Origin of the sequence: Bacteroides xylanisolvens XB1A (genome assembly GCF_000210075.1) — a bacterium.
Classification (GTDB): domain Bacteria; phylum Bacteroidota; class Bacteroidia; order Bacteroidales; family Bacteroidaceae; genus Bacteroides; species Bacteroides xylanisolvens.
Genome location: NC_021017.1, coordinates 277,692 through 304,566 on the forward strand (window position 1 = coordinate 277,692; position 26,875 = coordinate 304,566).

21 protein-coding genes and 2 pseudogenes are annotated in these 26,875 nt (G+C 45.5%); 14 read left to right on the forward strand and 9 right to left on the reverse strand.

From position 1 onward, the window contains the following. Nucleotides 1–23: 23 nt before the first annotated feature. The 5 genes from BXY_RS01165 to BXY_RS01185 all read right to left on the reverse strand — a co-directional run bounded on the left by BXY_RS01165 (nucleotide 24) and on the right by BXY_RS01185 (nucleotide 5,016). Nucleotides 24–692 (reverse strand): Crp/Fnr family transcriptional regulator, encoded by a 669-nt coding sequence (locus tag BXY_RS01165; RefSeq protein WP_008022634.1) that lies wholly within the window; start codon nucleotides 690–692, stop codon nucleotides 24–26. 10 nt (nucleotides 693–702) lie between these two features. Further along, nucleotides 703–2,016, reverse strand: a complete 1,314-nt coding sequence (locus BXY_RS01170; protein ID WP_008022633.1) for a sensor histidine kinase — start codon at nucleotides 2,014–2,016, stop codon at nucleotides 703–705. Next, nucleotides 2,013–3,353, reverse strand: a complete 1,341-nt coding sequence (locus BXY_RS01175) for a sigma-54-dependent transcriptional regulator (protein WP_015531019.1) — start codon at nucleotides 3,351–3,353, stop codon at nucleotides 2,013–2,015. Before BXY_RS01175 ends, BXY_RS01170 begins: the two co-directional genes overlap by 4 nt. 75 nt (nucleotides 3,354–3,428) lie before the next feature. After that, nucleotides 3,429–4,232, reverse strand: coding sequence for a hypothetical protein (locus tag BXY_RS01180; RefSeq protein WP_074909294.1), 804 nt, complete (start codon nucleotides 4,230–4,232; stop codon nucleotides 3,429–3,431). Beyond that, a complete protein-coding gene (locus tag BXY_RS01185) occupies nucleotides 4,213–5,016 on the reverse strand; it encodes a metallophosphoesterase family protein (protein ID WP_015531021.1) in 804 nt (267 codons plus the stop codon). The genes BXY_RS01180 and BXY_RS01185 overlap by 20 nt, the downstream gene beginning before the upstream one ends. A 301-nt stretch (nucleotides 5,017–5,317) precedes the next feature. Here BXY_RS01185 and BXY_RS01190 point away from each other — a divergent pair, with 301 nt between their 5' ends. Further along, on the forward strand, nucleotides 5,318–5,992 hold the full coding sequence (locus tag BXY_RS01190; protein ID WP_004316968.1) for an ABC transporter ATP-binding protein: 675 nt from the start codon (nucleotides 5,318–5,320) through the stop codon (nucleotides 5,990–5,992). Between the two features lie 14 nt (nucleotides 5,993–6,006). Further along, nucleotides 6,007–8,326 (forward strand): annotated as a pseudogene (locus BXY_RS01195) (ABC transporter permease). A gap of 39 nt (nucleotides 8,327–8,365) precedes the next feature. Here the strand turns inward: BXY_RS01195 and BXY_RS01200 are convergent. After that, on the reverse strand, nucleotides 8,366–9,727 hold the full coding sequence (locus tag BXY_RS01200; RefSeq protein WP_015531022.1) for an MATE family efflux transporter: 1,362 nt from the start codon (nucleotides 9,725–9,727) through the stop codon (nucleotides 8,366–8,368). Between the two features lie 150 nt (nucleotides 9,728–9,877). Here BXY_RS01200 and BXY_RS01205 point away from each other — a divergent pair, with 150 nt between their 5' ends. From BXY_RS01205 to BXY_RS01215, 3 genes are all read left to right on the forward strand, one after another. Then, complete coding sequence (locus tag BXY_RS01205) at nucleotides 9,878–10,525, forward strand: HAD family hydrolase (protein WP_004316965.1); 648 nt, start codon at nucleotides 9,878–9,880, stop codon at nucleotides 10,523–10,525. 265 nt (nucleotides 10,526–10,790) lie between these two features. Continuing rightward, nucleotides 10,791–11,612, forward strand: a complete 822-nt coding sequence (gene panB, locus BXY_RS01210) for a 3-methyl-2-oxobutanoate hydroxymethyltransferase (RefSeq protein WP_004316964.1) — start codon at nucleotides 10,791–10,793, stop codon at nucleotides 11,610–11,612. Between the two features lie 8 nt (nucleotides 11,613–11,620). Then, entirely contained in the window at nucleotides 11,621–12,778 is a 1,158-nt protein-coding gene (locus BXY_RS01215) for an MFS transporter (protein ID WP_004316963.1), read from the forward strand. A gap of 103 nt (nucleotides 12,779–12,881) precedes the next feature. Here the strand turns inward: BXY_RS01215 and BXY_RS01220 are convergent, their stop codons facing one another. After that, nucleotides 12,882–15,098 (reverse strand): RelA/SpoT family protein, encoded by a 2,217-nt coding sequence (locus BXY_RS01220; RefSeq protein ID WP_004316962.1) that lies wholly within the window; start codon nucleotides 15,096–15,098, stop codon nucleotides 12,882–12,884. A 106-nt stretch (nucleotides 15,099–15,204) separates the two neighbouring features. Here BXY_RS01220 and BXY_RS01225 point away from each other — a divergent pair, with 106 nt between their 5' ends. The 5 genes and pseudogenes from BXY_RS01225 (at nucleotide 15,205) to BXY_RS01245 (ending at nucleotide 20,790) form a co-directional block, all read left to right on the forward strand. Beyond that, nucleotides 15,205–16,722, forward strand: coding sequence for a DUF4301 family protein (locus BXY_RS01225; protein WP_015531024.1), 1,518 nt, complete (start codon nucleotides 15,205–15,207; stop codon nucleotides 16,720–16,722). 153 nt (nucleotides 16,723–16,875) lie between these two features. Continuing rightward, nucleotides 16,876–17,499, forward strand: coding sequence for a chloramphenicol acetyltransferase (locus BXY_RS01230; RefSeq protein WP_004315311.1), 624 nt, complete (start codon nucleotides 16,876–16,878; stop codon nucleotides 17,497–17,499). Nucleotides 17,500–17,533: 34 nt separating this feature from the next. Continuing rightward, entirely contained in the window at nucleotides 17,534–18,928 is a 1,395-nt protein-coding gene (locus tag BXY_RS01235) for an acyloxyacyl hydrolase (protein WP_004315310.1), read from the forward strand. A gap of 45 nt (nucleotides 18,929–18,973) precedes the next feature. Then, nucleotides 18,974–19,538, forward strand: a pseudogene (locus BXY_RS01240) (Crp/Fnr family transcriptional regulator). 97 nt (nucleotides 19,539–19,635) lie between these two features. Continuing rightward, on the forward strand, nucleotides 19,636–20,790 hold the full coding sequence (locus BXY_RS01245) for an acyltransferase family protein (RefSeq protein ID WP_004315308.1): 1,155 nt from the start codon (nucleotides 19,636–19,638) through the stop codon (nucleotides 20,788–20,790). 171 nt (nucleotides 20,791–20,961) lie between these two features. Here BXY_RS01245 and BXY_RS01250 read toward each other — a convergent pair whose 3' ends face one another. After that, complete coding sequence (locus BXY_RS01250; RefSeq protein ID WP_008639984.1) at nucleotides 20,962–21,432, reverse strand: GNAT family N-acetyltransferase; 471 nt, start codon at nucleotides 21,430–21,432, stop codon at nucleotides 20,962–20,964. Between the two features lie 20 nt (nucleotides 21,433–21,452). After that, on the reverse strand, nucleotides 21,453–22,619 hold the full coding sequence (purT, locus tag BXY_RS01255) for a formate-dependent phosphoribosylglycinamide formyltransferase (protein WP_008639987.1): 1,167 nt from the start codon (nucleotides 22,617–22,619) through the stop codon (nucleotides 21,453–21,455). 782 nt (nucleotides 22,620–23,401) lie between these two features. On the opposite strand from purT, the gene atpD reads away from it, so the two are divergent. The 4 genes from atpD to atpB all read left to right on the forward strand — a co-directional run bounded on the left by atpD (nucleotide 23,402) and on the right by atpB (nucleotide 26,815). Further along, nucleotides 23,402–24,919, forward strand: coding sequence for a F0F1 ATP synthase subunit beta (gene atpD / locus BXY_RS01260; RefSeq protein ID WP_008022611.1), 1,518 nt, complete (start codon nucleotides 23,402–23,404; stop codon nucleotides 24,917–24,919). Nucleotides 24,920–24,931: 12 nt separating this feature from the next. Beyond that, nucleotides 24,932–25,177, forward strand: a complete 246-nt coding sequence (gene atpC, locus BXY_RS01265) for an ATP synthase F1 subunit epsilon (protein ID WP_004315304.1) — start codon at nucleotides 24,932–24,934, stop codon at nucleotides 25,175–25,177. Between the two features lie 80 nt (nucleotides 25,178–25,257). After that, the gene (locus tag BXY_RS01270) at nucleotides 25,258–25,692 is read left to right on the forward strand and encodes a hypothetical protein (RefSeq protein WP_008022610.1); all 435 of its coding nucleotides are present in this window, start codon (nucleotides 25,258–25,260) and stop codon (nucleotides 25,690–25,692) included. Then, on the forward strand, nucleotides 25,676–26,815 hold the full coding sequence (gene atpB / locus BXY_RS01275; RefSeq protein ID WP_008022608.1) for a F0F1 ATP synthase subunit A: 1,140 nt from the start codon (nucleotides 25,676–25,678) through the stop codon (nucleotides 26,813–26,815). Before BXY_RS01270 ends, atpB begins: the two co-directional genes overlap by 17 nt. Nucleotides 26,816–26,875 lie beyond the last annotated feature (60 nt).

Genomic DNA, 26,875 nt, shown 5'->3' on the forward strand with positions numbered 1-26,875 from the left:
TAAATGATTTTTAAATCGGAGCATTATTGGATGAGCCGGACCAGTTCTTCTTTCTGTAAGATAGTGATATGTTTACGATCCGCTATCAATAGTCCGTCTTCCTGCATGTGTGCCAGTTCGCGGGCGAGGGAAGGGCGGGACACTCCGAAGTAATCACTCAACTCCTGTTGCGAACGGTCGAGGGTGATATGTGTCTGTTGTTGCTGTTTGTACAGGCGGAGCAGGTAGGAGGCAAGTTTCTGACGAATGGTCTTGAATGACATGAAGAAAAGTTTATCTGATAAAGTCCGTGCATAATTGGCGGAGAGATTCATATAGTTTTCCAAAAACTGCTCGTTCTTGCGGAACAAACTCAAAACACTTGGTTTAGGAAGCTCGATCACCTCTGTCGGTTCATTGGCAGTTACCTCCACCGGATAGCGGTTCTGCTCACCAAACAGGAACAGGGGGGCAATCGCTTTGGGAGCAGTTATATCTTCCACCTTGATAAGACGTCCCGAATAGTCAATCATTTCCCCACGCACACTTCCTTTGGTCAGGATGACAAGACGGTTGCACACATCTCCCTGTCGCGCCAGGATTTCTCCTTTCTTATAAGAACGTGTATGAAAACTGATCTCTTCCAGATCGGCAAGAAGTCTTTCCGGAGTGATTCCACGGAATAGCGGATTATTGACTAGTGTAGGTATCATATATCAATCGTTATTTGAATTTTAAAATAAACGTTGTCTCTTTCTCTCGTAGTAACGTAAGGCTTCCTCCCGAAAGGCGCATGATTTGGCGGGAGATACTAAGTCCGATTCCGCTACCGCCTTCTTTGGTCGTAAAGAAAGGAATGAAGATATGTTCTGCTATTTCCGCTGGGATTTCGGGGCCATTGTTCTTTATCTCAATCCATATTTCTTCCATGTCATTGCAGGACGCCTTCAACTCAATTCTCCCATCCGGCTGATTGCCGATTGCTTGAATTGCGTTCTTCAAAAGATTGATAACTACCTGTGAAATAAGATTCTCATCTGCATATACGATTAAGTCCGCAGGAGTAATCTCTGTGTGGAAACGGATATGCTCACATGGATGCTGATGACAGGCAAGTTCAACCATTCTTTCTATGAATGCTTTCACATAGAACAAGGAGGGTTCCGGTGTCGGTATACGTGTGAATTGCCGGTATGATTCTACAAAGGCAAGCAACCCTTTTCCGGTCGTACTGATTGTTTGCAATCCGTGATTTATTTCTTCGTCTTTATTCGCTGATATTGAAAGAAGCGTATCGCAAAGGGAAGTGATGGGAGTCACAGAGTTCATGATCTCATGTGTCAGTACCCGTGTCAGCCGGATCCATGAATCTATTTCTTTTTCATCCAGTTCGGTATTGATATCATTCAGGGCAAGGATGCGCAGATGCTCTTTGCGTACATTGATTTCCGACACACGGATGGATAAGTTAATCGTTCCCCGTTCATTGTGAAATATGACTTGTAGTTTGTCCCCCGGGCGACAGTTCTCTATTTTCTCCATAAGCTGCGCATCCACTTGACTTAACTGGCGGATATGTGTAAACACATTCAGCCCTAAAATACGGAGTGCTTCTTTGTTCTTCTGATAAACGGCTCCATTGTCATTGAGCACTACTAATCCTGTACTGACAAAGTCGAGAATCAGTTCGTAGTATTTCTCTTGCTGGGCTGTTTCAGCTTTCACGCTATATAAGATATGTCCCACGCGGTTGAGTGCCCGGTTTATTTCTTTGCTTTCGGGAGTACCGTTTTCTTCGGTAAAATGAAATGTATTATCATTATTCTCGAGCGCATCAATCATAAAAAGCACCTGTTTGGTGTGGAGGCGATAAAGGCGGATTTGCCAAAGTATGCTAAGAACCAATAAACAAAGACTGACTCCTAACCAGCTGTATGATTGATGTATACCGAACCACACGGACGATATACAGAAAAGTACCGTCAGCAAGACTCTGAACCAATATTGAACACCTACTTGTTGAAGCTGCACTGTCATAATCCGAACTTTTTCATCTTGTTATAAAGAGTTTGCCTGGTTATTCCCAGTTGGGCGGCTACTGCCGATAAGTTTCCTGCACAAGTGTCGAGCGCTTTCCGTATCATCTGCATTTCCATCTCTTCCAGCGTAGAAATACTTTTCTCCTGACTCTCCGTCCGTGGAATGGATAATTGGAACAATTCGGCGGGAACGAGCGGACTGTCATTGATGATAACGGCCTTTTCAATCACGTGTTCCAGTTCACGGATATTACCATACCAAAGGTGTGCTTTCAATTTATCTTTAGCGTCGGGAGTGAACTTCATCAATGTCTTGTCATATTGTTTGCAAAAGCGTACCATGAACCTTTCGGCCAATGGAATAATATCTTCTTTCCGTTCCCGCAAAGGAGGAATCTCTACATGAATGGTATTGATGCGATAGAGCAAATCTTCCCGGAATTCACCTTTCACTACCATCTCTTGCAGATTCCGGTTGGTTGCGCATATCAGTCGGATATGAATGGGAATCGGCGTGTTGCTTCCCACTCTCACAATGCTTCGTCGTTGGAGGACGGTCAGTAGCTTTGCTTGCAGGTGGTAAGGCAGGTTGCCTATTTCATCGAGAAACAGCGTACTATTATCGGCAGCCTCAAATTTGCCGGTCCGGTCGGTGTGTGCGTCGGTGAAAGAACCTTTAACGTGTCCGAAAAGCTCACTTTCAAATAAAGACTCTGTGATAGTCCCCATATCCACTGCAATCATTTCTTTGTATTTGCGGTTGGAAAGGAGATGAATCTCCCGTGCCAGCATTTCTTTCCCCGTTCCGTTTTCGCCTGTTATCAGGATATTGGCGTCGGTAATGGCTACCTTTTCAATCAATGAGTGGAGTTGCTGCATCACTTTGCTTTCTCCCCAGTACATAGGTGAGTGGGTGGTTTCTTCTTTGCTGCCCGTTTTCTTGTCGTTGTGCGTAGAAGCTGCTGCGGTTTGCAGGGTTTCCACCAGTTTTTGGTTATCCCAAGGCTTGACGATAAAGTCGGTTGCTCCTTCTTTAATCCCCCGGATAGCCAGTTCGATGTCGGCATAAGCCGTAAAAAGTACGACCGGAAGTTCCGGACGTACTTTCTTTATTTCATGCAACCAGAATAAACCCTCATTACCGGTGTTGATGCCTGATGTGAAATTCATATCCAACAAAATTACTTCCGGTGTTTCTTCCCTTATGACACTGGACAGGGTGACAGGAGAGGAGAGTGTGACAATCTTGGAAAAATAACTTTTCAGAAGGATTTGTACGGCAGTCAATACTCCTTTATTATCGTCTACAATGATGATTGTTCCTGATTTACTCATTTTCGTTTAAGTTTGTAAAGCGCAAACTTACGAAAAAGTGAGTTATAAATCATAATTCATAAATCATAAATTCTTTTATAACCACTGGAACTTCAATCCGAATGATAAACTAAGATAATCACGGGGACGGAGATAGCTATTGTTTACTGCACTGATAACATACAGGTCGCACGTACTTATTTCATAGAAAAAAGTCACCGACTTGGCTAAAAATCTACGTTGCGGATCAATATCGTATGTCAACCGTTGTCCCATGAAAACATGAAAACGTACTTTGCTGGAGAAACCATAGTAACCTTTCGGATAACGTTCCGGCTCATTCACCCAAAACTGGTCGCCAAACACGGTATTCACATAAAGCCCGCAGGTAAGAGGTTCCGTAGAGAAGCCCTTTCCGATATTAATGCTCCAGGGCATATAGTTCTGCTTGAGCGTCATGGTTACTTTGGCCTTCTTTGACGAATATTTCGGTATAAATCCGAGCAATATATCCGTTTCCCACTGATTATGTTTCCCGTAATCCCATCCCGTACCGAAAGAAAGTAATCCCATGTTTCCGGCATACTGTATTTTGGAGTGCGTCGGGATAATCCGTTCCCAGTGACTGCGGAAACGGTGAATCCGGTTATCGTAACGACTGTGTTTCACCTGCTTCGGTGTAACCGGCAATACAGAGTCCGCTCTGATGATCGTAAATATAGAATCTCCTGTGCGAAAAGTGATAATTGAATCATCTTTGATAATGAAACGGAGTGAATCAGCCTTGTACGAGTTGATGATTGTATCTGCTTTACAAGTAGCTGAAATCAGACCGGGAAGTAACAGAAGTACGGATAATACTCCTGCGCGCAAGATATAGTTAGTATTTAACCAGTTCATATTCATATTTTTCCGGGGTTATTGTAAATACCAGATAAGTACGGAGATCCATGCAATCACTGGTAACATAATGTATTCCATCATCAAAAATCACGTCATCCTGAAAGTGATGTGTGTGGGCAGCTGTACAAAACTGTATTCCCGGGTATTGTTTGACATAATGTTGGAATACTTTTGCCACATTATCATTGAATACATCTGTGTAGGGGCGTGCGTGCATACTAATGACTGTTTTTTTGAATTCGTCCTGTCTGTTCGTTAACTCTTGTTCCATAAAGGTGAAGTTCGGCACCGGTTCAGAGTAGTCATACTCCAATGCATTGGTGTTCAGACAGATAAATTTGACGTTGCCTGCAATAAAAGAGAAGTTAGTGGGACCGAATACTGCCTTGTATGTTTCTGCTCCCGTCCCCAAACAATCATGGTTGCCGATAAGGACTACATAAGGCACGTTAAGTCCGTTCATGATATCCCTTTGCCAGAGAAACTCTTTGGTTAGTCCGAAGTCACTCATATCGCCTCCGTGAATAACGAAGTCGATATCATTCCGTTTATTAATCTCTTTCACGAAATCTTCCGTTTCATCGTACCATCGTTGTGAGTCGCCCATAGTCACAAAGCGTATGGTCGTTTTACCCTGGCAGTTTGCTTCTATTCTTTCGATATTATGTGCGTTGACCTCTGTTTCGCCGCTGATACGGACGTCATATGGATGGTAATCTATCATGCCGCATCCGGAAAGTAAAAAGCACGATAAGAATACATATACATTCTTTCTCATCATAATTATTTTGTTTATAGTCTAGAAAACTAAATGCAAAGATAAAGTTTTCTATTTGGATGGACAATCGGCTAACAGGCAAATAGGACTCTTTGAACAATAAATGGGAGATATGGAACAGTATCGATTTGTCTAATAATCAGACAGGACCGTCTAATTATTAGACAATGCTTGGGAAACTAGGAAAAGATAAATGATTGAAAATGAATAGCCATTCTTGTTTGGCATACTTTCTGCATGACTAAAAACGTCAATAGTAAAACTGGAAATAAATCTATGTAGAACAACATCATAAATAAACAAGATGATACAGATTGAAAATATTAGTAAAGTATTCCGTACTACCGAAGTGGAGACGGTCGCATTAAATCATGTAAACCTTGAAGTAAAAGAAGGAGAATTTGTTGCTATCATGGGACCGTCTGGTTGTGGGAAATCCACCTTATTAAACATCCTCGGCCTATTAGATAACCCCACTGAAGGCTCTTATCTGTTGATGGGAGAAGAAGTAGCCGGTCTGAAAGAAAAGGAGCGTACCCGTGTCCGTAAAGGTAAACTGGGCTTTGTATTCCAGAGCTTTAATCTGATAGACGAATTGAACGTCTATGAGAATGTGGAACTTCCGCTCACTTATTTAGGTCTTAAATCTTCCGAACGCCGCCGAATGGTGGAAGACATTCTAAAAAGAATGAATATCAACCACCGTGCTAAACATTTTCCTCAACAGCTTTCCGGCGGACAACAACAACGGGTGGCGATAGCCCGCGCGGTTGTTACCAATCCTCAACTCATCCTTGCCGATGAGCCTACAGGTAACCTTGACTCAAAGAACGGAGCGGAAGTGATGAATCTGTTGACGGAACTGAATAGAGAGGGGACAACCATTATCATGGTGACCCACTCACAGCACGATGCCAGTTTTGCACATCGTACCGTACATTTATTCGATGGAAGTATTGTAGCAAGTGTAAAGGCATAAACAGAGAACCAACCATGAGACAAATCTATTATACTATACGTTACCTTATTGCGTGAACGCGGATCGAATATCATACGAATCATTTCCCTTTCCTTAGGGCTTACTATCGGTGTTCTGCTTTTCTCGCAGATAGCTTTCGAACTAAGCTATGAGAAATGCTATCCGGAGGCGGAACGCCTGGCACTTGTACGTTGTCAGATGACTAATCTTAGTACAGGCGAAACCGCAGGTGATGATGGAGAGATCGGTTATGACTATACTGTTTTCGATGTGGTGGCACCTACTTTGGCAGAAGAGATGCCGAAAGAAATAGAAGTAGCCAGTAGTGTCCTTTCGATGGGAAGTGCCAATATTTATTATGAAGATAAACTGTTGCCCGATGCAGATTACATCTTTGCGGATACTTGTTTCTTTCAGACTTTCGGCATACCGGTGTTGGAAGGCAATCCCAAGAATATGATTATGCCCGGAAGCGTTTTTGTTTCGGAGCATTTTGCCCGTGAGACGTTTGGAGATGAAAGCCCTGTTGGTAAAGTGCTTTCTGTTGAAAAACAAAACACACTGACCATACGTGGGATCTACAAAGATGTACCGGAAAATACGATGCTCACCCATGATTTCGTGATATCTGTTCATCAGAATGGAGGGTATCATGCAGGAGCCGGCTGGAGAGGAAATGATGTCTTTTACGCTTTCCTTCGTTTGCGCCATGCTTCGGACATTGACAAAGTGAATGCTGACATTCAGCGGGTGATCGGGAAATATACAGATTTAGAGTATGATGGCTGGAAAATTGAATTTAGCGTCCTTCCATTGGTGAAACGTCATCTGGCTTCTCCCGATGTACAAAAGCGTTTGGTCATTTACGGATTTTTGGGTTTTGCTATCTTCTTTGTGGCTATCATGAACTATATGCTGATATCCATTGCTACTTTAAGCCGTCGTGCAAAAGGAGTGGGAGTACATAAGTGCAATGGAGCCAGTTCCACCCATATTTTCAGAATGTTTATGGCAGAGACGGGAATCCTTGTCATTCTTTCCGTATTGCTTAGTTTCTTACTGATAATCAATGCGCGTGGTCTGATTGAAGATTTACTTTCCGTCCGTCTTTCCTCACTTTTCACTTGGGAAACGTTGTGGGTACCGTTGCTCACTATCCTTGTTCTCTTCATACTGGCAGGTGGCATACCGGGACGATTATTCTCCCGTATCCCTGTCACGCAGGTATTCCGCCGGTATACAGATGGGAAGAAAGGGTGGAAACGTTCGTTATTGTTTGTGCAGTTTACGGGAGTTTCTTTCGTCTTGGGATTGTTGCTGGTCACTCTGTTGCAGTACAGTCATCTGATGAGCCGTGATATGGGTATCGTCGTGCCCGGATTAGCTCAAGCGCAGACATGGTTGCCTAAAGAATCGGTGGAGCATATCAAAGACGATTTGAACCGCCAACCGATGGTAGAAGGAGTGACCGTTGCCGTGAATGGGGTGTTGGGCGAGTACTGGACACGCGGACTGATGGGAAATGACGGTAAGCGGATTGCTACCCTAAATTACAACTCCTGCCATTACAACTATCCTGAAGTAATGGGTATTAAGATTATAGAAGGTACTACACTGAAAAAGCAGAACGACTTATTAGTAAACGAAGAACTGGTGCGTCTGATGAAATGGACCGACGGAGCAGTAGGTAAAACAGTGAATGACATTCAAGGAACGATTGTAGGCGTATTCCGTGACATTCGCAATAACAGCTTTTATGGGTCGCAATCTCCTATTGTCCTGATTGGAGATGAAAATGCCAACCATGCATTTGATGTCCGTTTGAAAGAACCATATAACGAGAATCTGAAACGTCTGAACGAGTTTGTAGAAAACACCTATCCGAATATATCCTTGCGTTTTATCCTGGTAGATCAAATGGTGAAAAATATCTATAAAGACGTATACCGCTTCCGCAATTCCGTCTGGATCACTTCCGCCTTTATCCTACTGATCGTTATCATGGGATTGATTGGCTATGTGAATGATGAAACCCAGCGCCGGAGCAAAGAGATAGCTATCCGGAAAGTGAATGGAGCCGAAGCATCTCATATCCTCGGATTACTGACACGTGACATTTTATACGTTTCAGTGATTTCTATCCTAGTAGGTACTACCGTTTCTTATTTTGCAGGACAGGCATGGCTCGACCAATTTGCCGAGCAGATTGATTTGAATCCATTGCTTTTTGCTGCTACGGCCTTGTTCGTCCAATTACTGATTGTAATCTGTGTTGTTCTGAAAGCATGGCATATCGCGAACGAGAATCCGGTCAATAGCATTAAGGCAGAATAAGCCGAATAGAATAAATGGCAGAATAGGGCAGACACCGCCTTATTCTGCTACTACCGGATGCAGTTTGGAAACCTTCTTGATATAAATCATCAGACTGACAACGGCTGTAATAAACGCCAGCGCATCCGATACCGGCATACTGATCCAAATTCCTTCCAATCCCCACCAGTTAGGGAAAAGTAATAAGCAAGGCAAAAGATAAAGCAACTGACGCGTCAGCGAAAGGAAAATACTGATTTTAGCCTTGCCGATACTTTGGAAGAAGTTACCGATTACAATCTGTGCCCCTACAAACGGGAACATCAACACAGTCAGCCGGATACCGCCTACCGCCAAATCAATCAATTCATCACTATCGGTGAAGAGAGCCGATACGGCATGAGGGAAGAACTCACAAATCACGAACCCGCTGCTCGTAATCACTACCCCTGAGATAATCCCCAGTCGCAGCGTTTGTTTCACCCGGTCTATCTTTTGTGCTCCGAAGTTGTAGCCTACGATTGGCTGCATACCCATAGTCAGCCCCAACACAATCATTACATAAAGCGTCAGCAACCGATTGATGATGCCATACGCGCCGATAGCCATATCGCCCCCATAGTTTTGCAGGCTGTTATTGATGATAATCACGATGGCACACGCACACACATTCATCAGGAATGGAGACATACCGATGGCGAAGATACTTTCTACAATCCTCGGTTTCATTTTCCAGATATTCCCTTCAAAATGCACCGTACTGTCTTTCTTGGTGAAGTGGCTCACCACCCACACCATACCAATCAACTGCGAGATAACCGTTGCCGTAGCCGCACCCCTCATTCCCCATTCGAAGTGGAAGATAAAGATAGGAGCGAGGATGATGTTAGCCACCACCGTTACCATTGAAGTAAGCATAGCCTTTTTGGGGTATCCGGTAGCGCGCATCACGTTGTTCAGCCCGATCATTGTGTAAGTGATGGGAGTTCCCAGCAAAATCACCTGCATAAAGCTGCGTGCATATGGAAGGGTGTCGGCGCTGGCTCCGAAAAAAGTCAGTATATCATCCAGGAAGATAAAAGACAGAATACCGAAGAAAAGAGAATTTGTGATACAAAGCATCAGCGTATGTGACAAAATTTCCGTAGCTCCTTTCATATCCTTCTGTCCCAAACGGATAGAGGCGAGGGTAGACCCACCAGCCGAAACCAGTGTACAGAAAGCGACAACAAGATTCATCAGCGGGAAGCTGATAGCCAGTCCGGCAATAGCCATCGGTCCTACGCCATGTCCGATGAAGATACTATCAATGATGTTATAGATAGAAGTAATCGTCATTCCGATAATCGCAGGAATGGAATATTGTAACAGCAATTTGCCGATACGTTCTTTGCCTAAAATGTGCGGGTCGTTCTTGCTCATGCGGCAGTAGATTTTGTTGGATAAAAACGTATGTTACGTTTTTTTTAGCTTTGCAAAGGTACGAATTATTTGCCTGATTCGATGATTATTCGGAACTTTGCGGCGATAGATACACAAGGTTTAACGTTTTAGGTAAAAAGCCAGTTTAATATGAATACAACGAAAACAATTGCAGCACTCTTCGACTTTGACGGTGTCATCATGGATACAGAAACGCAGTACACTGTTTTTTGGGACGAGCAAGGACGGAAATATCTGAATGAAGAAGATTTCGGACGCCGTATCAAGGGACAGACGCTATTACAAATCTATGAAAAGCATTTCGCGGACAAACCCGAAGCACAGCTCGAAATAAGCGCTGAACTCAATGTTTACGAGAAAAAGATGTCCTACGAATACATCCCCGGAGTAGAAGCCTTCATAGCCGATCTTCGTCGGAACGGTGCAAAGATAGCCGTAGTCACCAGCTCCAACGAAGAGAAGATGGCCAACGTCTACAATGCCCATCCCGAATTTAAAGGAATGGTAGACCGCATCCTGACAGGAGAAATGTTTGCCCGTTCAAAACCCGCTCCCGACTGTTTCCTGCTGGGAATGGAAATCTTTGAAGCCACCCCCGAAAACTCCTACGTCTTTGAGGATTCTTTCCACGGCCTGCAAGCCGGCATGACTTCCGGGGCAACCGTGATCGGACTTGCCACCACCAACTCACGCGAAGCCATCACCGGAAAAGCCCATTATATAATAGACGACTTCACCGGCATGACATACGAAAAAATGATATCTCTCCATAAATAACGGCATTATTTTTAAATAGTTACCTCACTTATATTATATTAATAAATGAAATAAGAAAAATAACCGAGATAAATAAAAATAGTGAGACCCACCCATCCTTTCAAATGCCTTCCAACTATCCAAGCGAAGCATTTGAAAGGATTTTTTGCTTTTCTTTCCCAGTTATGAATTAAATGTTATAACTTTGCCGCAATTTTTGAAAGCGTCCAAATGCGCAGACATCAATGACATAAATCATAATTCATAAATCATAAATTAAAAAGACATGGCTGGTTATATATCAGATGACACAAGAAAGGTGACTACTCATCGCTTGGTTGAAATGAAACAGAGAGGCGAAAAAATATCTATGCTGACTGCGTATGATTACACAATGGCACAGATTGTAGACGGTGCGGGAATGGACGTAATCCTGGTAGGCGACTCCGCTTCTAACGTAATGGCAGGTAACGTGACTACATTACCTATCACGCTCGACCAAATGATTTATCATGCCAAATCCGTAGTACGTGGTGTAAAGCGGGCGATGGTGGTAGTTGATATGCCTTTCGGATCTTACCAGGGCAATGAGATGGAGGGCCTTGCTTCCGCTATCCGCATCATGAAAGAAAGTCACGCTGACGCATTGAAGCTCGAAGGCGGTGAAGAAATCATCGACACGGTGAAACGTATCGTATGCGCCGGTATCCCTGTGATGGGACATTTGGGACTCATGCCTCAATCCATTAACAAATACGGAACCTATACCGTACGTGCCAAAGACGAAGCCGAAGCCGACAAACTGATTCGCGACGCCCATTTATTGGAAGAAGCAGGCTGTTTTGCCATTGTACTCGAAAAAATCCCCGCTACCCTTGCAGAGCGTGTAGCTTCCGAACTCACTATTCCTATCATCGGAATCGGTGCCGGCGGCCACGTAGACGGTCAGGTATTGGTTATTCAGGACATGCTTGGCATGAACAACGGATTCCGTCCGCGTTTCTTACGTCGTTATGCTGACTTGTACACAGTGATGACCGACGCCATCAGCCGTTACGTTTCCGACGTGAAGAATTGCTACTTCCCCAACGAGAAGGAACAATATTAAGATAGTATATGGCAGTTAAATTGTGGACAGTTCATTTTATGCGGATATGTGTAGCTAATTTGCTGTTGTTTATATCCTTGTATGTGTTATTTCCGGTACTTTCCGTAGAGATGGCCGACCGTCTCGGAGTGCCGGCCGCACAGACAGGAGTAATCTTTCTTTTTTTCACCTTGGGGATGTTCCTTATCGGTCCTTTCCATGCCTACCTGGTAGATGCCTACAAACGTAAATACGTATGTATGTTTGCCGCTGCCCTGATGGTAGTGGCGACGATTGGGTACGCCTTTGTGACGAACTTCACAGAACTAATCCTGTTGAGTACCGTGCAAGGACTGGCCTTTGGCATAGGCACTACTGCCGGTATCACCTTGGCTATCGACATCACCAACTCCACACTGCGGAGCGCGGGAAATGTCAGCTTCTCGTGGACGGCACGTCTGGGAATGCTTTTGGGGATTATCCTCGGAGTGTGGCTCTATCAAAGCCACTCATTCCAAAACCTGCTCACTGTATCTGTCATAACCGGAGCTGTAGGAATTCTCATGCTATCGGGGGTATATGTACCTTTCCGTGCGCCGATTGTCACTAAACTCTATTCCTTCGACCGCTTCTTATTGCTTCGTGGATGGGTTCCCGCTATCAACCTGATTCTGATAACATTTGTTCCGGGCTTACTGATTCCAATGGTACACCCTTTCCTAAACGATTTCGTACTCGGAAACGTGGGAATCCCCGTACCGTTCTTTGTCGGCACAACCCTCGGATACATTATCTCCCTGTTCATCGCGCGCCTGTTCTTTTTTAAAGAGAAGACACTGCGCTTGGTCATTATAGGAATCGGGTTGGAAATGGTAGCCATGTCCTTATTGAACACAGACCTTTCGATAGGCATCTCTTCCGTACTCTTGGGATTGGGTTTAGGTTTAACCATGCCGGAATTCCTGATGATATTTGTGAAACTATCCCATCATTGCCAACGCGGAACAGCCAACACTACCCATTTGTTGGCAAGCGAAGTTGGTATCTCCCTGGGTATCGCTACTGCGTGCTACATGGAATTGGATACAGACAAGATGCTCCATACCGGACAGATGGTAGCTTCTATCGCTTTGCTGTTCTTCGTATTGGTCACTTATCCTTATTATATAAAGAAGAAGGTAAGATAAAATAGACAGAAGAACAAAAGAACATATTTCAGGAGTGATGATTGTTTTTTGATTTTCATCATACGTATCCAAAAATATGTTCTTTTGTTCTTCTGTCTTAACTTTAATTCCTGCTCACCTGTTTTACTCCCTTCACCGTCCGTAATTTCTTGATAAGAGCCTCCAAACGCCCCGTATCACCCACCATTACCGTCAGTGTGCCAGAGAATAACCCATCGTTCGAATCAATACCGATAGAACGTAGCGTGATACCATTCTCTTTCGAGATGATCGAAGTAATATTTGTTACGATACCAATATCATCATGTCCTACAACGCGCAGCGTGATCGGATATTGCGTACCTTCCGACTTGCCCGCCCAGCGAGCCTTCACAATCCGGTAGCCGAAACGTTCGCGCATCTGGTTCGCGTTCGGACAATCCGACCGGTGTATCTTGATACCGCCGCTCACCGTTACGAACCCGAACACATCATCGCCATAAATCGGGTTACAACATTTAGCCAGTTTAAACTCCAGTCCTTTCAGATTCTGGTCAATCACCAGTACATCCTCTTTAGATGTCGTTTCCTCCTGCGCGGTTTGCAAATTATACCCTTCGGCACTCCGATAAACAATTTCATCGTGCGTATCGCTGTCCCGTTTTTGCTGCTCAATGTATTTATCCAGAATCTCGTTCACATCCAGTCCGCCATCGGCAATCCGTTGATAAAACTCCGTCACGTTCTTGAATCCCAAACGCTTGATGAGGCGCATCATGGTCGCTTCATCATACTCCAGTTTGCGGTTCTTGAATTTTCGTTCCAGCGTCTCTTTGGCAAACGCATGTTGGCGTGCCACCATCTCTTTGAGCGCCTGGCGTATCTTGGTGCGTGCTTTGGAAGTCGTCACGATGTTCAGCCAGTCCTGTTTCGGAGTCTGGGTGTTTGAAGTCATGATCTCCACCTGGTCGCCGCTGTTCAACTTCTGCTTCAACTGCACATTCTTGCCGTTCACTTTCGCGCCGATACACTTGCATCCCAACTTACTATGTATATGGAAAGCAAAATCAAGCACCGTAGCCCCTTTAGCCAGCTTGAACAAATCCCCTTTGGGCGTAAAGACAAACACTTCATCCTCGTAGAGATCCATCTTAAACTGATCCATCACCTTCATCGAGTCGTTGTCCGCGTTCTCCAACGCCTCCCGCACGGAAGTCAACCACTCGTCCAAGCCCGTTTCTCCTTTGATACCTTTATATCTCCAGTGCGCAGCCAGTCCGCGTTCCGCGATCTCGTCCATCCGTCGGGTACGTATCTGCACTTCCACCCATTTCCCTTCCGGGCCCATCACGGTGATGTGCAACGACTCGTAACCATTACTCTTCGGTATTGAAAGCCAGTCGCGCAGACGCTTCGGGTTCGGCTGGTACATATCCGTCACAATCGAATACACCTGCCAACACTCCTGCTTCTCCTTCGCCGGGTCCGGTTCCGAATCCAGTATGATACGGATGGCGAACAAGTCATAAATCCCCTCAAAAGGAGTCTTTTGCTTCTGAATCTTGTTCCATATCGAATGAATCGACTTCGTGCGTCCCTTGATGTCGAACTTCAGTCCCGCTTCCGCCACCTTCTTTTGGATCGGTTCGATAAAAGCGGCGATATACTTGTCGCGGGAAGCCTTTGTTTCGTTCAGCTTATCCTTGATGAAATAATATGTCTCTTTCTGCGTATATTTGAGAGACAAATCCTCCAGTTCCGATTTCAGCTTATACAATCCCAGCTTGTGAGCCAGCGGAGCATACAGATATGCTGCTTCGTTTGCTACCTTGATCCGGTCCTCCTCGTTGCCTGTATCCTTTATTTTGCGCATCACGTTCACGCGGTCGGCAATCATAATCAGGATTACGCGCATATCCTCCGCAAACGACAGCAGCAGATTACGGAAATTCTCCGACTCGATGGCAGGGCTTTTGGCATACAGCTCGTTCGTCTTCACCAATCCCTTGATGATACTTGCCACGTCTTCACCATATTCGGCGTTCACCTCGTCGATAGACAATACATGGCCTTTCACGATTTCGTGCAACATGATCCCGATCAGGCACGAACCTTTCATACCGATTTCCTCGGCAACGATCACTGCTGTTTGTAAATCTCTGATGACGGGATTCATCCCGAAGTTATTGCGTTGCAGACCGTTACATTGGGCCGCCTTGATAAGATGTTTCTTTAACTTTTGGCAATCTCTCCAGAAAATACTGTCTCCGGCGGACTGCAATAAATGTCGATAGAGTGAAAAAAGCTCCTTTTTTTCCTCCAATGTAAAAAAGTCGTCCATATTCAATCTTGTTAATTCGATGTAAAAGTAGTTTTTTTTCCGGTTATTCGGCAAGAAGTAAATAACATTTTGTATTTTTGGGCATCAATTAATAAAATTAGATATTATGATAACGACACAGGACAAAGAGTTGCTTGCCAAGAAAGGCATCACGGAAGAGCAAATTGCAGAACAATTAGCATGCTTCCAGACGGGATTTCCCTTTTTAAAACTGGATGCGGCAGCTTCCATCGAAAAGGGCATATTAGCTCCCGACGCAGAAGAACAGAAGGCTTATCTGGCCGCCTGGGATGCATATACAAACACAGATAAGACTGTTGTGAAGTTCGTGCCTGCCTCCGGTGCTGCAAGTCGTATGTTTAAGAATCTATTCGAGTTTCTGTCCGCCGATTATGACCAGCCGACTACCAAGTTCGAGCAGGCCTTCTTTGACGGAATCAAGAATTTTGCTTTCTATGACGATCTGAATGTGGCCTGTCAGCGAATCTCCGGAAAAGACATTCCCGGACTGATGGAAGAAGGCAACTATAAAGCAGTGGTGTCCGCCCTGCTGGAGACTGCAGGACTGAACTATGGCGCACTACCGAAAGGTCTGCTCAAATTCCATAAATATCCCGAAGGCTCCCGCACTCCGATGGAGGAACATCTTGCCGAAGGCGCTCTGTATGCAGCCGGCAAGAGCGGCAAAGTGAACGTACACTTCACCGTGTCTACCGAACACCGCGAACTTTTCAAGAAGCTCGTGACGGAAAAAGTGGACGACTTCGCCAAACGTTACGGCGTAGACTATTACATCACCTTCTCCGAGCAGAAGCCAAGTACCGACACCATTGCTGCCGATATGGACAACCAACCGTTCCGCGACAACGGCAAACTGCTGTTCCGTCCCGGTGGTCATGGCGCGCTGATTGAGAACCTGAACGACTTGGACGCAGACATCATCTTCATCAAGAACATCGACAACGTAGTGCCCGACCGTTTGAAAGCCGACACCGTTACGTATAAGAAACTGATTGCCGGAGTGCTCGTGACCCTGCAAAAACAAGTATTCGAATACCTCACGCTGCTCGACAGCGGCAAGTATACGCACGACCAGATGATGGAAATGCTTCAATTCCTGCAAAAGAAACTCTTCTGCAAGAATCCGGAAACAAAAGATCTCGAAGACTCCGTACTGGCCATTTACCTCAAAAACAAGTTCAACCGTCCGATGCGTGTCTGCGGAATGGTGAAGAACGTAGGCGAACCCGGCGGCGGTCCGTTCCTTGCTTACAATAGCGACGGAACCATCTCCCTGCAAATCCTCGAAAGCTCGCAGATCGACATGGACGATCCGGAGAAGAAAGAAATGTTCGAGAAGGGTACGCACTTCAATCCGGTAGACCTCGTATGCGCTGTGCGTGATTATAAAGGACATAAATTCGACCTGGTGAAATATGTAGATAAAGCCACCGGCTTCATCTCCTACAAATCGAAGAACGGTAAAGACCTGAAAGCCCTCGAACTTCCCGGTTTGTGGAATGGTGCGATGAGCGACTGGAATACCGTCTTTGTAGAAGTTCCTCTTTCTACCTTTAACCCGGTGAAGACAGTGAATGACTTGTTGCGTGAGCAACATCAGTAATTGTATATCTATGTTCACCACAGATTACACGGATTAACACAGATTCTTAATTACCGATAATGGTTGAGATATAAAAAGAAAAAAGGATGCATCCGAATTCAATCTGTGTTAATCTGTGTAATCTGTGGTGAAACTTAAAAAAGAGTGTTTAGAATGAATCAGATAGAGAAGATCATCGATATTGCTACTTGGAACAGAAGAGAACATTACGAACATTTCAGTGCTTTTGACGATCCTTTTTTTGGAGTGACGGTCAACGTAGATTGTACGCGCGCGTATCAGGAAGCCAAAGACAAAGGCGTTTCCTTTTCCCTGCTCGTCCTTCACCGCATCGTGACTGCCGCGGCTGCCGTGGAAGAGTTCCGCTACCGCATCGAAGGCAATCGAGTGGTGTGTTATGACAGTCTTCTGCCCGAAGCCACTGTGGGGCGTGCCGACCACACCTTTTCTTTTGCCGCTTTTGAATACGATCCGGACGAACTCGTCTTTATTCGTCGGGCAAAAGCCGAGATGGAACGCCTGCAAGCCACTACGGGACTCAACAAAGGAGGTACGTTTCATCCCAACGCCATTCATTATTCGGCTGTGCCGTGGCTCTCTTTCACCGATATGAAGCATCCCACCAATATGCGTTCGGGCGACAGCGTTCCCAAAATCTCCACCGGTAAATACTTCCGCGAAGGAGAAAGGCTGATGATGCCCGTTTCCGTCACTTGCCATCATGGATTGATGGATGGCTATCATGTAGCGCAGTTTATCGAGAAGCTCCATTTATAAACTTCGTTCTGAAAAAGACTAACCAGACTATGATATGAGAGTAAAGATACCCAGACGGGAAATCATCCTATTCTGTTCCGCCTTGCTTTTCCCCGTTGCTTCGCTGTGCGCGCAAGAAGTGGGGCAGGAGGTGAAAGAGGTCAGGCAAGACGTGGAGCAACTCCAGCAGGACGTCCGCGAACTTCGTGAAGAAGTGCGTCGATTGCAGGAAGAACTTCATGGATTCCGGCGCAACAGTTTCCCGCAATGTGGCATGGACACGGTAGCTCCTTACGTTCCCCATCGGTTCATTCACCGGTTGGGGATAGAAGCTCGGCCGCAATACGTGTTCCCCACCAATCCTTTCCTGCAAGGAGAGAACGAACGGTGGAAGCCCATCCAAAGTTCCTTTGCCGCTCATTTGAAATATTCCTTCAAGTTTCGTCCCAATACCTGTGCCGACCGTATCTACGGCGGAGCCTACCAAGGCTTCGGCTTGGCCGTCACCACCTTTGGCGACCGTAAGCAACTCGGTGATCCGGTGACGTTCTATGTCTTTCAGGGCGCACGTATCGCCCGTTTCAATCCCCGTCTTTCGCTCAATTACGAGTGGAATTTCGGCCTTTCTGCCGGATGGAAACCATACGATAACGATTACAACTCCTACAACGGAGCGGTAGGTTCACGGGTGAATGCGTATCTCAATGCAGGTATCTACCTCAATTGGTCGCTTTCCCGTTATTTCGATTTTATCATCGGCGGAGATTTTACGCATTTCTCCAACGGCAACACCAAATTCCCCAACGCAGGAGTGAACACCACCGGAGCGAAAATCGGTCTGGTGTACAACTTCAACCGTGAAGAATCCGACCTGACCAAGTCTTTGGTCAAGCCGTATATTCCCCGTTTTCCCCGTCATATCAGTTACGACCTTGTGTTGTTCGGCTCGTGGAGACGGAAAGGCGTGTACGTAGAAAGCGGGAAGCAGATAGCTTCGCCGGGCAGTTACCCCGTGGCGGGATTCAACTTTGCCCCGATGTACAACCTCAACTATAAGCTGCGATTCGGCGTCTCGCTGGACGGTGTTTATGACGGTAGTGCCAATGTGTACACCGAAGACCGGATTGTGGAGTACGATTACGATGGAGGCAGCGGCACTTCCGAACGCAGGTTTCTTGTGCCGGGCATTCAGCATCAGCTTGCTCTCGGACTTTCGGGACGGGCGGAGTATGTAATGCCGTTTTTCACCATCAATGTCGGTTTGGGAACGAATGTGCTGGGGCGTGGCGATTTGCGGGGGCTGTATCAGGTCTTTGCGTTGAAGATAGACGTGACACGTAGCTCTTTCCTTCACATCGGTTACAATCTCCAAAACTTTCAGACACCTAATTATCTGATGCTCGGCTTGGGATTCCGTTTCAATAATAAGTATCCTAAGGTGCGTCATTAGAAATGTCCGTCCGGTGGTCTGTCGAATCAAGTAAGGAATCTCAAAATGGAAAACATTATTCAAAAAATAAGAGAAATCTATCCGGTATCCGATGAAGCGCTTCAGGCGCTTCAGGCGAATATGGAACTGCGATATTATCCTAAAGATACCTATATCGTCCAGTCGGGGGTAACAGACCGCCTGGTTTATTTCATTGAAGAGGGCATTGCCCGTTCCGTATTCCATCACAACGGACAGGATACTACTACGTGGTTCACGCTAGAAGGCGACATTACGTTCGGCATGGATTCGCTCTACTATCAGCAACCGTCGGTGGAGAGCATTGAAACGCTTTCCGATTGCAAAATCTACGTCATCCATATCGACAAGCTGAATATGCTCTACGAAACCTATATCGACATAGCCAACTGGGGGCGGTATCCTGCATCAGAATGTCAATAAAGAACTTAGCCACATGTTTGTGGAACGGCTCCAGCTTTCGCCTAAAGAACGGTATGAGCAGTTCAACCGTCGCTATCCCGGACTGATAAACCGGGTGAAGCTGAAGTATGTGGCTGCCTTTTTGGGCATTTCCATCTACACGCTTAGTCGGGTACGTGCTAAAAAATAGTTTTCGGTAGGGCTTTTTTGCTTTTAAGCAAAAGAACTTCGTTTCGCAAACCGTATCTTTGCCATCTGAAAATACTAACTAACTAATAGAAAAACAGATGTCGAACATTTCTTCTTCAGCCTTTGCAGATACCAAAGCACATTATGATCTTCTTGACGGACTTCGCGGTGTAGCGGCTCTTATGGTGATATGGTATCATGTATTCGAGGGATATGCTTTTGCCGGTGGTGGCAATATCGAGACTCTCAACCACGGTTATCTTGCCGTGGATTTCTTCTTTATCCTTTCGGGTTTCGTGATCGGTTACGCTTATGACGACCGTTGGGGCAAGAGTCTCACCATGAAAGATTTCTTTAAACGCCGTTTGATACGTCTTCATCCGATGGTCGTTATGGGTGCCGTATTGGGTGCTATCACATTCTGTATTCAGGGTTGTGTGCAATGGGATGGAACGCATGTAGCCATCTCCATGATTATGTTGTCTCTTCTTTGCACGATATTCTTCATTCCTGCCATGCCGGGGGTGGGATATGAAGTTCGTGGCAACGGTGAGATGTTTCCGTTGAACGGCCCTTGCTGGTCGTTATTTTTCGAGTATATCGGTAATATCCTGTATGCGTTGTTCATCCGTCGCTTGTCCAACAAGGCGCTGACGGTATTTGTGGTGTTGCTGGGGGTAGCATTGGCAGCGTTTGCCGTCTTCAATGTCTCCACTTATGGAAACATAGGAGTGGGCTGGACGCTGGACGGGGTTAACTTCCTGGGCGGCTCCCTACGTATGCTTTTCCCTTTTTCGCTGGGTATGCTGATGTCGCGTAACTTCAAGCCTATGAAGGTGAGAGGTGCTTTCTGGATCTGTACCGTTGCATTGATTGCCCTGTTCGCTGTTCCTTATCTCGAAGGAATGGAGCCGCTTTGCATGAATGGTGTTTATGAAGCGTTTTGTGTGATTGTGGCTTTCCCTATCATTCTTTGGATAGGAGCGTCGGGCACCACTACGGACGTGCAATCGACAAAGATATGCAAATTTCTGGGGGATATATCCTATCCGGTTTATGTGATCCATTATCCGTTGATGTATCTGTTCTATGCATGGCTGATTGAGAATAAGCTCTATACGTTGGGCGAGACTTGGCACGTAGCCGTGTGCGTCTTTGTCTTGAGTATCGTGCTTGCTTATCTGTGCCTGAAACTGTATGACGAACCGATACGTAAATATTTGGCAAAACGTTTCTTGAGTAAGAAACGATAGTTTCATTGTTATGTATCTGAAAAATATTTCATAAAGCTAAAAAAGAACTCCAACCAAGTGGCGGATAAAGTCGCATTGGTTGGAGTTTTTTATCAATAGAATAAGTTTTCTCTTCGTCAGTAAGTGAGACTGATTCTATGTCTTTGCATTTTAGATGTGAAACGATATAGATTAATAGAGTTGCTTGCTCATTTTATAATTGGTGAGACACATTTGATTAGCTTTCCGTTTTTGTTCTTCATCAACCTGAAAACCTTGTTTCTCGAAAAACGGTTTTGCCGTGATGCTAACCTCCGATGTTAATCTTTTCGCACCTCTTTCTCGTGCGTATGCTTCGAGATATTTATACAAAGATGTCGCAATGCCTTGATGCTGAAAGTCCTTATGGACAAACAGCGTGTGCATATATCCGTCGTCGTTGACAGAGCCGAAGCCTACAATCACACCTTCTTCATTTTCTGCAACCACGTAATGTTGCTCTTCGAAAAGCTCACCCCAATGTGATGTATCGTCTCCGCACGAAGCCCAGTCTGCTACTTCTTCGGCTGTATAATCTTTTCGGTTCACAGTCAGGACTGTATGCTGATATAGCTCTTGTAGTGCTGGAATGTCAGACAGGTTTACTTGGCGGATTCTATTCATCTTATCTCTAAATTTCTTTTTTAGTAAACTTCTACTTTCTCTGCAATTCTCTTAGCCTTGTCGCGCAACGCATCCAAATCAGCATCGAGCGGAGCGTAGCAAAGCACCACACCCATACGACGGTTGACGCGTGTAAACGGTTTGCCGAATATACGTAGATAGGTATCTTCTTCTTTGGTCACTTCTTCCAGTCCACGATATTGAGGGCGCTCCTGGCTGGCAATCGGAGAGAGGATGACGGCACTTGCGCCTATTCGTTCTTGCTTGATGCCCGGAATAGGCAGACCGAGCACGGCACGCAGGTGCAATTCAAATTCATTCAGATTTTGTGTTCCTGCCAAAGTTACCATGCCGGTATCGTGCGGACGTGGAGAAAGTTCGGAGAAATAGACTCCGTTTTCATGGCTTAGGAAGAACTCAACTCCCCAAAGTCCTGCGCCTGTCAACGCGCGGGTTACTTTTTCTGCCATCTCTTCCGCTTCTTTCAAATGAGCAGGATCGATGTGTGCAGGCTGGAAACTTTCGCGATAGTCGCCACCTTTCTGCACGTGTCCGATAGGGGGGCAGAACAGGGTGGGGCCGTTCTTTTGAGTAACGGTGAGCAGGGTGATTTCGCTGTCGAATTTGATAAATTCTTCAATGATAAGTTCGCGGATATCGCCACGGCTTCCGCTGCATCCGTATTCCCAGGCGTGTTCAAGTTCGTCGGCACTCTTCACCAGCGACTGTCCTTTACCGGAGGATGACATCAACGGTTTAACGACACAAGGGAAACCGATTTTAGCGGCAGCTTCTTTCAGTTCGTCCAATGTTTTGGCGTAGAAGTATTTGGCTGTTTTCAGTCCGAGCTCTTTGGCGGCAAGGTCGCGGATAGCTTTACGATTCATCGTGAAGTTCACGGCACGGGCGCTGGGCACTACCTGTATGCCTTCTTTTTCGAAGTCATACAAACGTTCTGTGCGGATCGCTTCAATCTCCGGAACGATAATGTCCGGCTGGTGTTTCTTTACGACACGCTCCAGTTCTTCACCGTTCAGCATATCGAATACTTCAAATTCATCAGCCACTTGCATAGCAGGTGCTCCCGCGTATGAGTCGCAGGCAATGATGTGTTGACCTTTACGTTGAGCTGAAATTACAAATTCTTTTCCTAGTTCTCCGGAACCGAGTAACAGTATTTTCTTCATCATTTTGAGTGTTTTATATTAGTGGTGCAAAATTACAGCAAAAAAATGAGATAATAATTGTATAGGCGTTGATTATATTTCTCTTTTATATAAATAAGGAATAGTCTTCTATATAATATAAGGTGCAATGTAAATCCTGCATGAAAAACTTTCGTGCAGGATTTGGTGTTTTCTTTAGTTGAAAAGCGTATCCTTGAAAAAGACAACCAGAACCTCCTGAAAATTGCTGTGAATTTTAGTGCGGAGACGCGAAATATAGAGAAATGGATCGTAGAAAAATAGAAAATACGGCTTTAAACTTTCTTAAGGAAAACATGAAAAAACAGCGTTCGCTGTGTTCGAGCACAAAACTAGTTGTCTGTGCTACTATTTTGTATTACGGCTAAATCCTTGATTTAAAACAAAGAGAAAGGAAACTGGACGCGAAAATCCGGTTTATTGATATATTATTATCTCAAAATCTATTTTGCTATTGATTTGTAGTCTAAATTCGCCTAAATTGGTCAATCTGTAGCTATTATTAGTCTAATAAGTGTTATCGAACGACAAATTATAAAAAAGGAGTAACAATGATACAGAATTGTTTCTACATTTGTGCAGTTGTTTCTTTAACTATTTCTAGTGGTAGAAGTTTCTAGGATATAGAAAATAGTTGAACAAAAAATTAATTCAACTGTTTATTATAATATTGAAATTAGGTAAAACGCGAAAATGTTTATTCCTTATCATATTATAAGGTCAAAAAGGAGAGAAAAGAATAATATAAATAAAAGAGATTGCTTATGTCACAGATTATCGGACATATCTCGCAGGTCATCGGCCCTGTGGTCGATGTGTACTTTGAAGGTACGGATGCGGAACTGGTGCTGCCAAGCATCCACGACGCACTGGAGATAAAAAGGCCAAACGGCAAAATACTGGTTATAGAAGTTCAGCAACATATCGGCGAAAATACGGTGCGTACCGTAGCGATGGATAGTACCGACGGACTTCAGAGAGGCATGAAAGTGTATCCCACCGGAGGCCCGATCACTATGCCGATAGGCGAACAGATTAAAGGACGACTGATGAACGTAGTCGGTGATTCGATCGACGGTATGAAAGGGCTCAACCGCGACGGTGCGTATTCCATTCACCGAGATCCCCCTAAATTTGAGGATTTGACAACTGTGCAAGAGGTGCTCTTCACGGGTATCAAAGTGATCGACCTGCTCGAACCGTATGCCAAAGGTGGTAAAATCGGTTTGTTCGGCGGCGCCGGTGTGGGAAAAACCGTATTGATCCAGGAACTTATCAATAATATCGCCAAGAAACATAACGGATTCTCCGTATTTGCCGGAGTAGGTGAACGTACCCGTGAAGGTAACGACTTGCTGCGCGAAATGATCGAATCCGGCGTTATCCGCTACGGCGAAGCATTCAAGGAAAGCATGGAGAAAGGCCACTGGGATCTTTCGAAAGTAGATTATAACGAACTGGAGAAATCGCAAGTATCGCTGATTTTCGGTCAGATGAACGAACCTCCGGGCGCACGTGCTTCTGTGGCACTGTCCGGACTGACGGTAGCGGAATCTTTCCGCGACGCCGGTAAAGAAGGTGAGAAACGCGATATCCTGTTCTTTATCGATAATATCTTCCGTTTCACGCAAGCAGGTTCGGAAGTGTCCGCCCTTTTGGGACGTATGCCCTCCGCTGTTGGTTACCAGCCTACGCTGGCCACGGAAATGGGTGCGATGCAGGAACGTATCACGTCTACCCGCAAAGGTTCTATCACCTCCGTACAAGCGGTGTATGTGCCTGCCGATGACTTGACCGACCCGGCTCCTGCAACGACTTTCAGCCACTTGGACGCAACTACCGTACTCGACCGTAAGATCACCGAGCTGGGTATCTATCCGGCTGTCGACCCGTTGGCGTCTACGTCACGTATCCTCGACCCGCACATTGTAGGCCAGGAACATTACGACATAGCGCAGCGAGTGAAACAAATCTTGCAGCGTAACAAGGAATTGCAGGATATTATCTCTATCCTCGGTATGGAAGAACTCTCGGAAGAAGACAAGATGGTAGTGAACCGCGCCCGCCGTGTGCAGCGTTTCCTTTCGCAACCGTTTGCCGTAGCCGAACAGTTTACAGGCGTTCCGGGTGTGATGGTGGGTATTGAAGATACCATCAAGGGATTCAAGATGATTCTGGACGGAGAAGTGGATTATCTTCCCGAACAGGCTTTCCTGAATGTCGGCACGATTGAGGAAGCAATAGAGAAAGGTAAGAAATTGCTGGAACAGGCGAAAAAATAAAAATATAGAGTGATGAAAGAACTGCATTTGAGTATAGTATCGCCCGAAAAGAGCATATTCGACGGAGATGTGAAGATTGTCACATTGCCGGGCATGATCGGTTCGTTTTCTATTCTGCCGGGGCATGCGCCCATTGTATCGTCGCTGAAAGCGGGAACGTTGAGTTATACGACGATGGAGGGAGAAGAGCACACGATGGATATTCAGGGCGGTTTTGTTGAAATGAGTGACGGCACGGTTTCTGCCTGTGTTTCCTGACGGAAGCCTTCCGGCACAAAGACCAAGTATCTAAAGATTGAAAAAAACGAGATAATAACCTTACAGAAAAACACAGTAACATGATGAATATTAGTAAAACTAAACGGAACTTTATCTGTTGGCATACCTTATTTGCAGTGATTAGTGCGGCGCTCGGAGCTGTTATCCTACACTTCGCTCTGCCGGGGCATTATTTCGGAGGGTATCCGTTTATACCGGTTTATTTTTACTTCTTCGGGTTGGCCAGCATCTATATGTTCGACGCTTGCCGGCGGCACGCTCCGCAGAGATTGTTACTGTTGTATTTGGCAATGAAGATGATAAAGATGATTCTTTCGCTGATTCTGGTCTTGATTTATTGCCTTGCTGTACGCGAAGAAGCCAGAGCTTTTTTACTGACGTTTATCTCGTTCTATTTGATATATCTGATATTCGAAACCTGGTTTTTCTTCTCTTTTGAGATGAACCAGAAACGGAAAAAGAAAAATAAGAAGAAACATGAAACAGTTGCATAACATAGTAGCTCCGTTGATTCTGTTCTGTCTGATGGCAGCGGTCAGTTTGCCGGTTCTTGCGCAAGAGCAAGAGGGGGAAACGGTGGCGCAGCAGACGCAGGACGAAATTACTCCGAAGGAGGAACAGGAGAACACGGTTGATGTGAAAGAAATTGTGTTCGGTCATATCGGCGACTCCTACGAATGGCATATTACAACATGGGGTAACACGCATATTACTATACCGTTACCTATTATTGTTTATAGTAGCACTTCAGGTTGGCACACGTTCCTTTCTTCCCGTCTCGAAGAGAATGGAGGTACGTATGAAGGACTTTCCATCGCTCCCGCAGGAAGCAAATATGAAGGCAAACTGGTAGAGTATGACGCCGCAGGCGAACAGGTTCGCCCTTGGGATATTTCCATTACGAAAGTGACGTTTGCCTTGTTGTTCAACAGCGTATTGCTGCTCGTTATCGTGTTGTGTGTGGCACATTGGTACAGGAAACGTCCGCAAGGAGCCAAAGCACCGGGAGGATTTATCGGATTCATGGAGATGTTCATCATGATGGTGAACGACGATATCATCAAGAGTTGTGTCGGACCTAACTACCGGAAGTTCGCGCCATATCTGCTGACAGCGTTCTTTTTCATCTTTATCAATAACATGATGGGATTGATTCCGTTCTTCCCCGGAGGCGCGAATGTGACGGGAAATATCGCTATCACGATGGTGCTGGCGGTCTGCACGTTCCTTGCAGTCAATATCTTCGGTACGAAACATTACTGGAAAGATATTTTCTGGCCCGATGTACCTTGGTGGCTGAAAGTGCCTGTGCCGATGATGCCGTTCATCGAGTTCTTCGGAATCTTTACGAAACCGTTTGCTTTGATGATCCGTCTTTTTGCCAATATGCTGGCCGGACACATGGCGATGCTGGTGCTCACCTGCCTGATCTTTATCTCGGCAAGCATGGGGCCTGCGCTGAACGGCACGCTCACGGTGGCTTCCGTATTGTTCAACATCTTTATGAATGCGCTTGAACTGCTGGTGGCTTTCATCCAGGCTTACGTATTTACGATGTTGTCGGCAGTGTTTATCGGACTGGCACAGGAAGGAGCCAGAGTGAAAACAGAAGAATAATCAATGAAACGCGGTGAAAACGTGACTGAACGAATACGGAATAAACGCGCGGAATGAGGA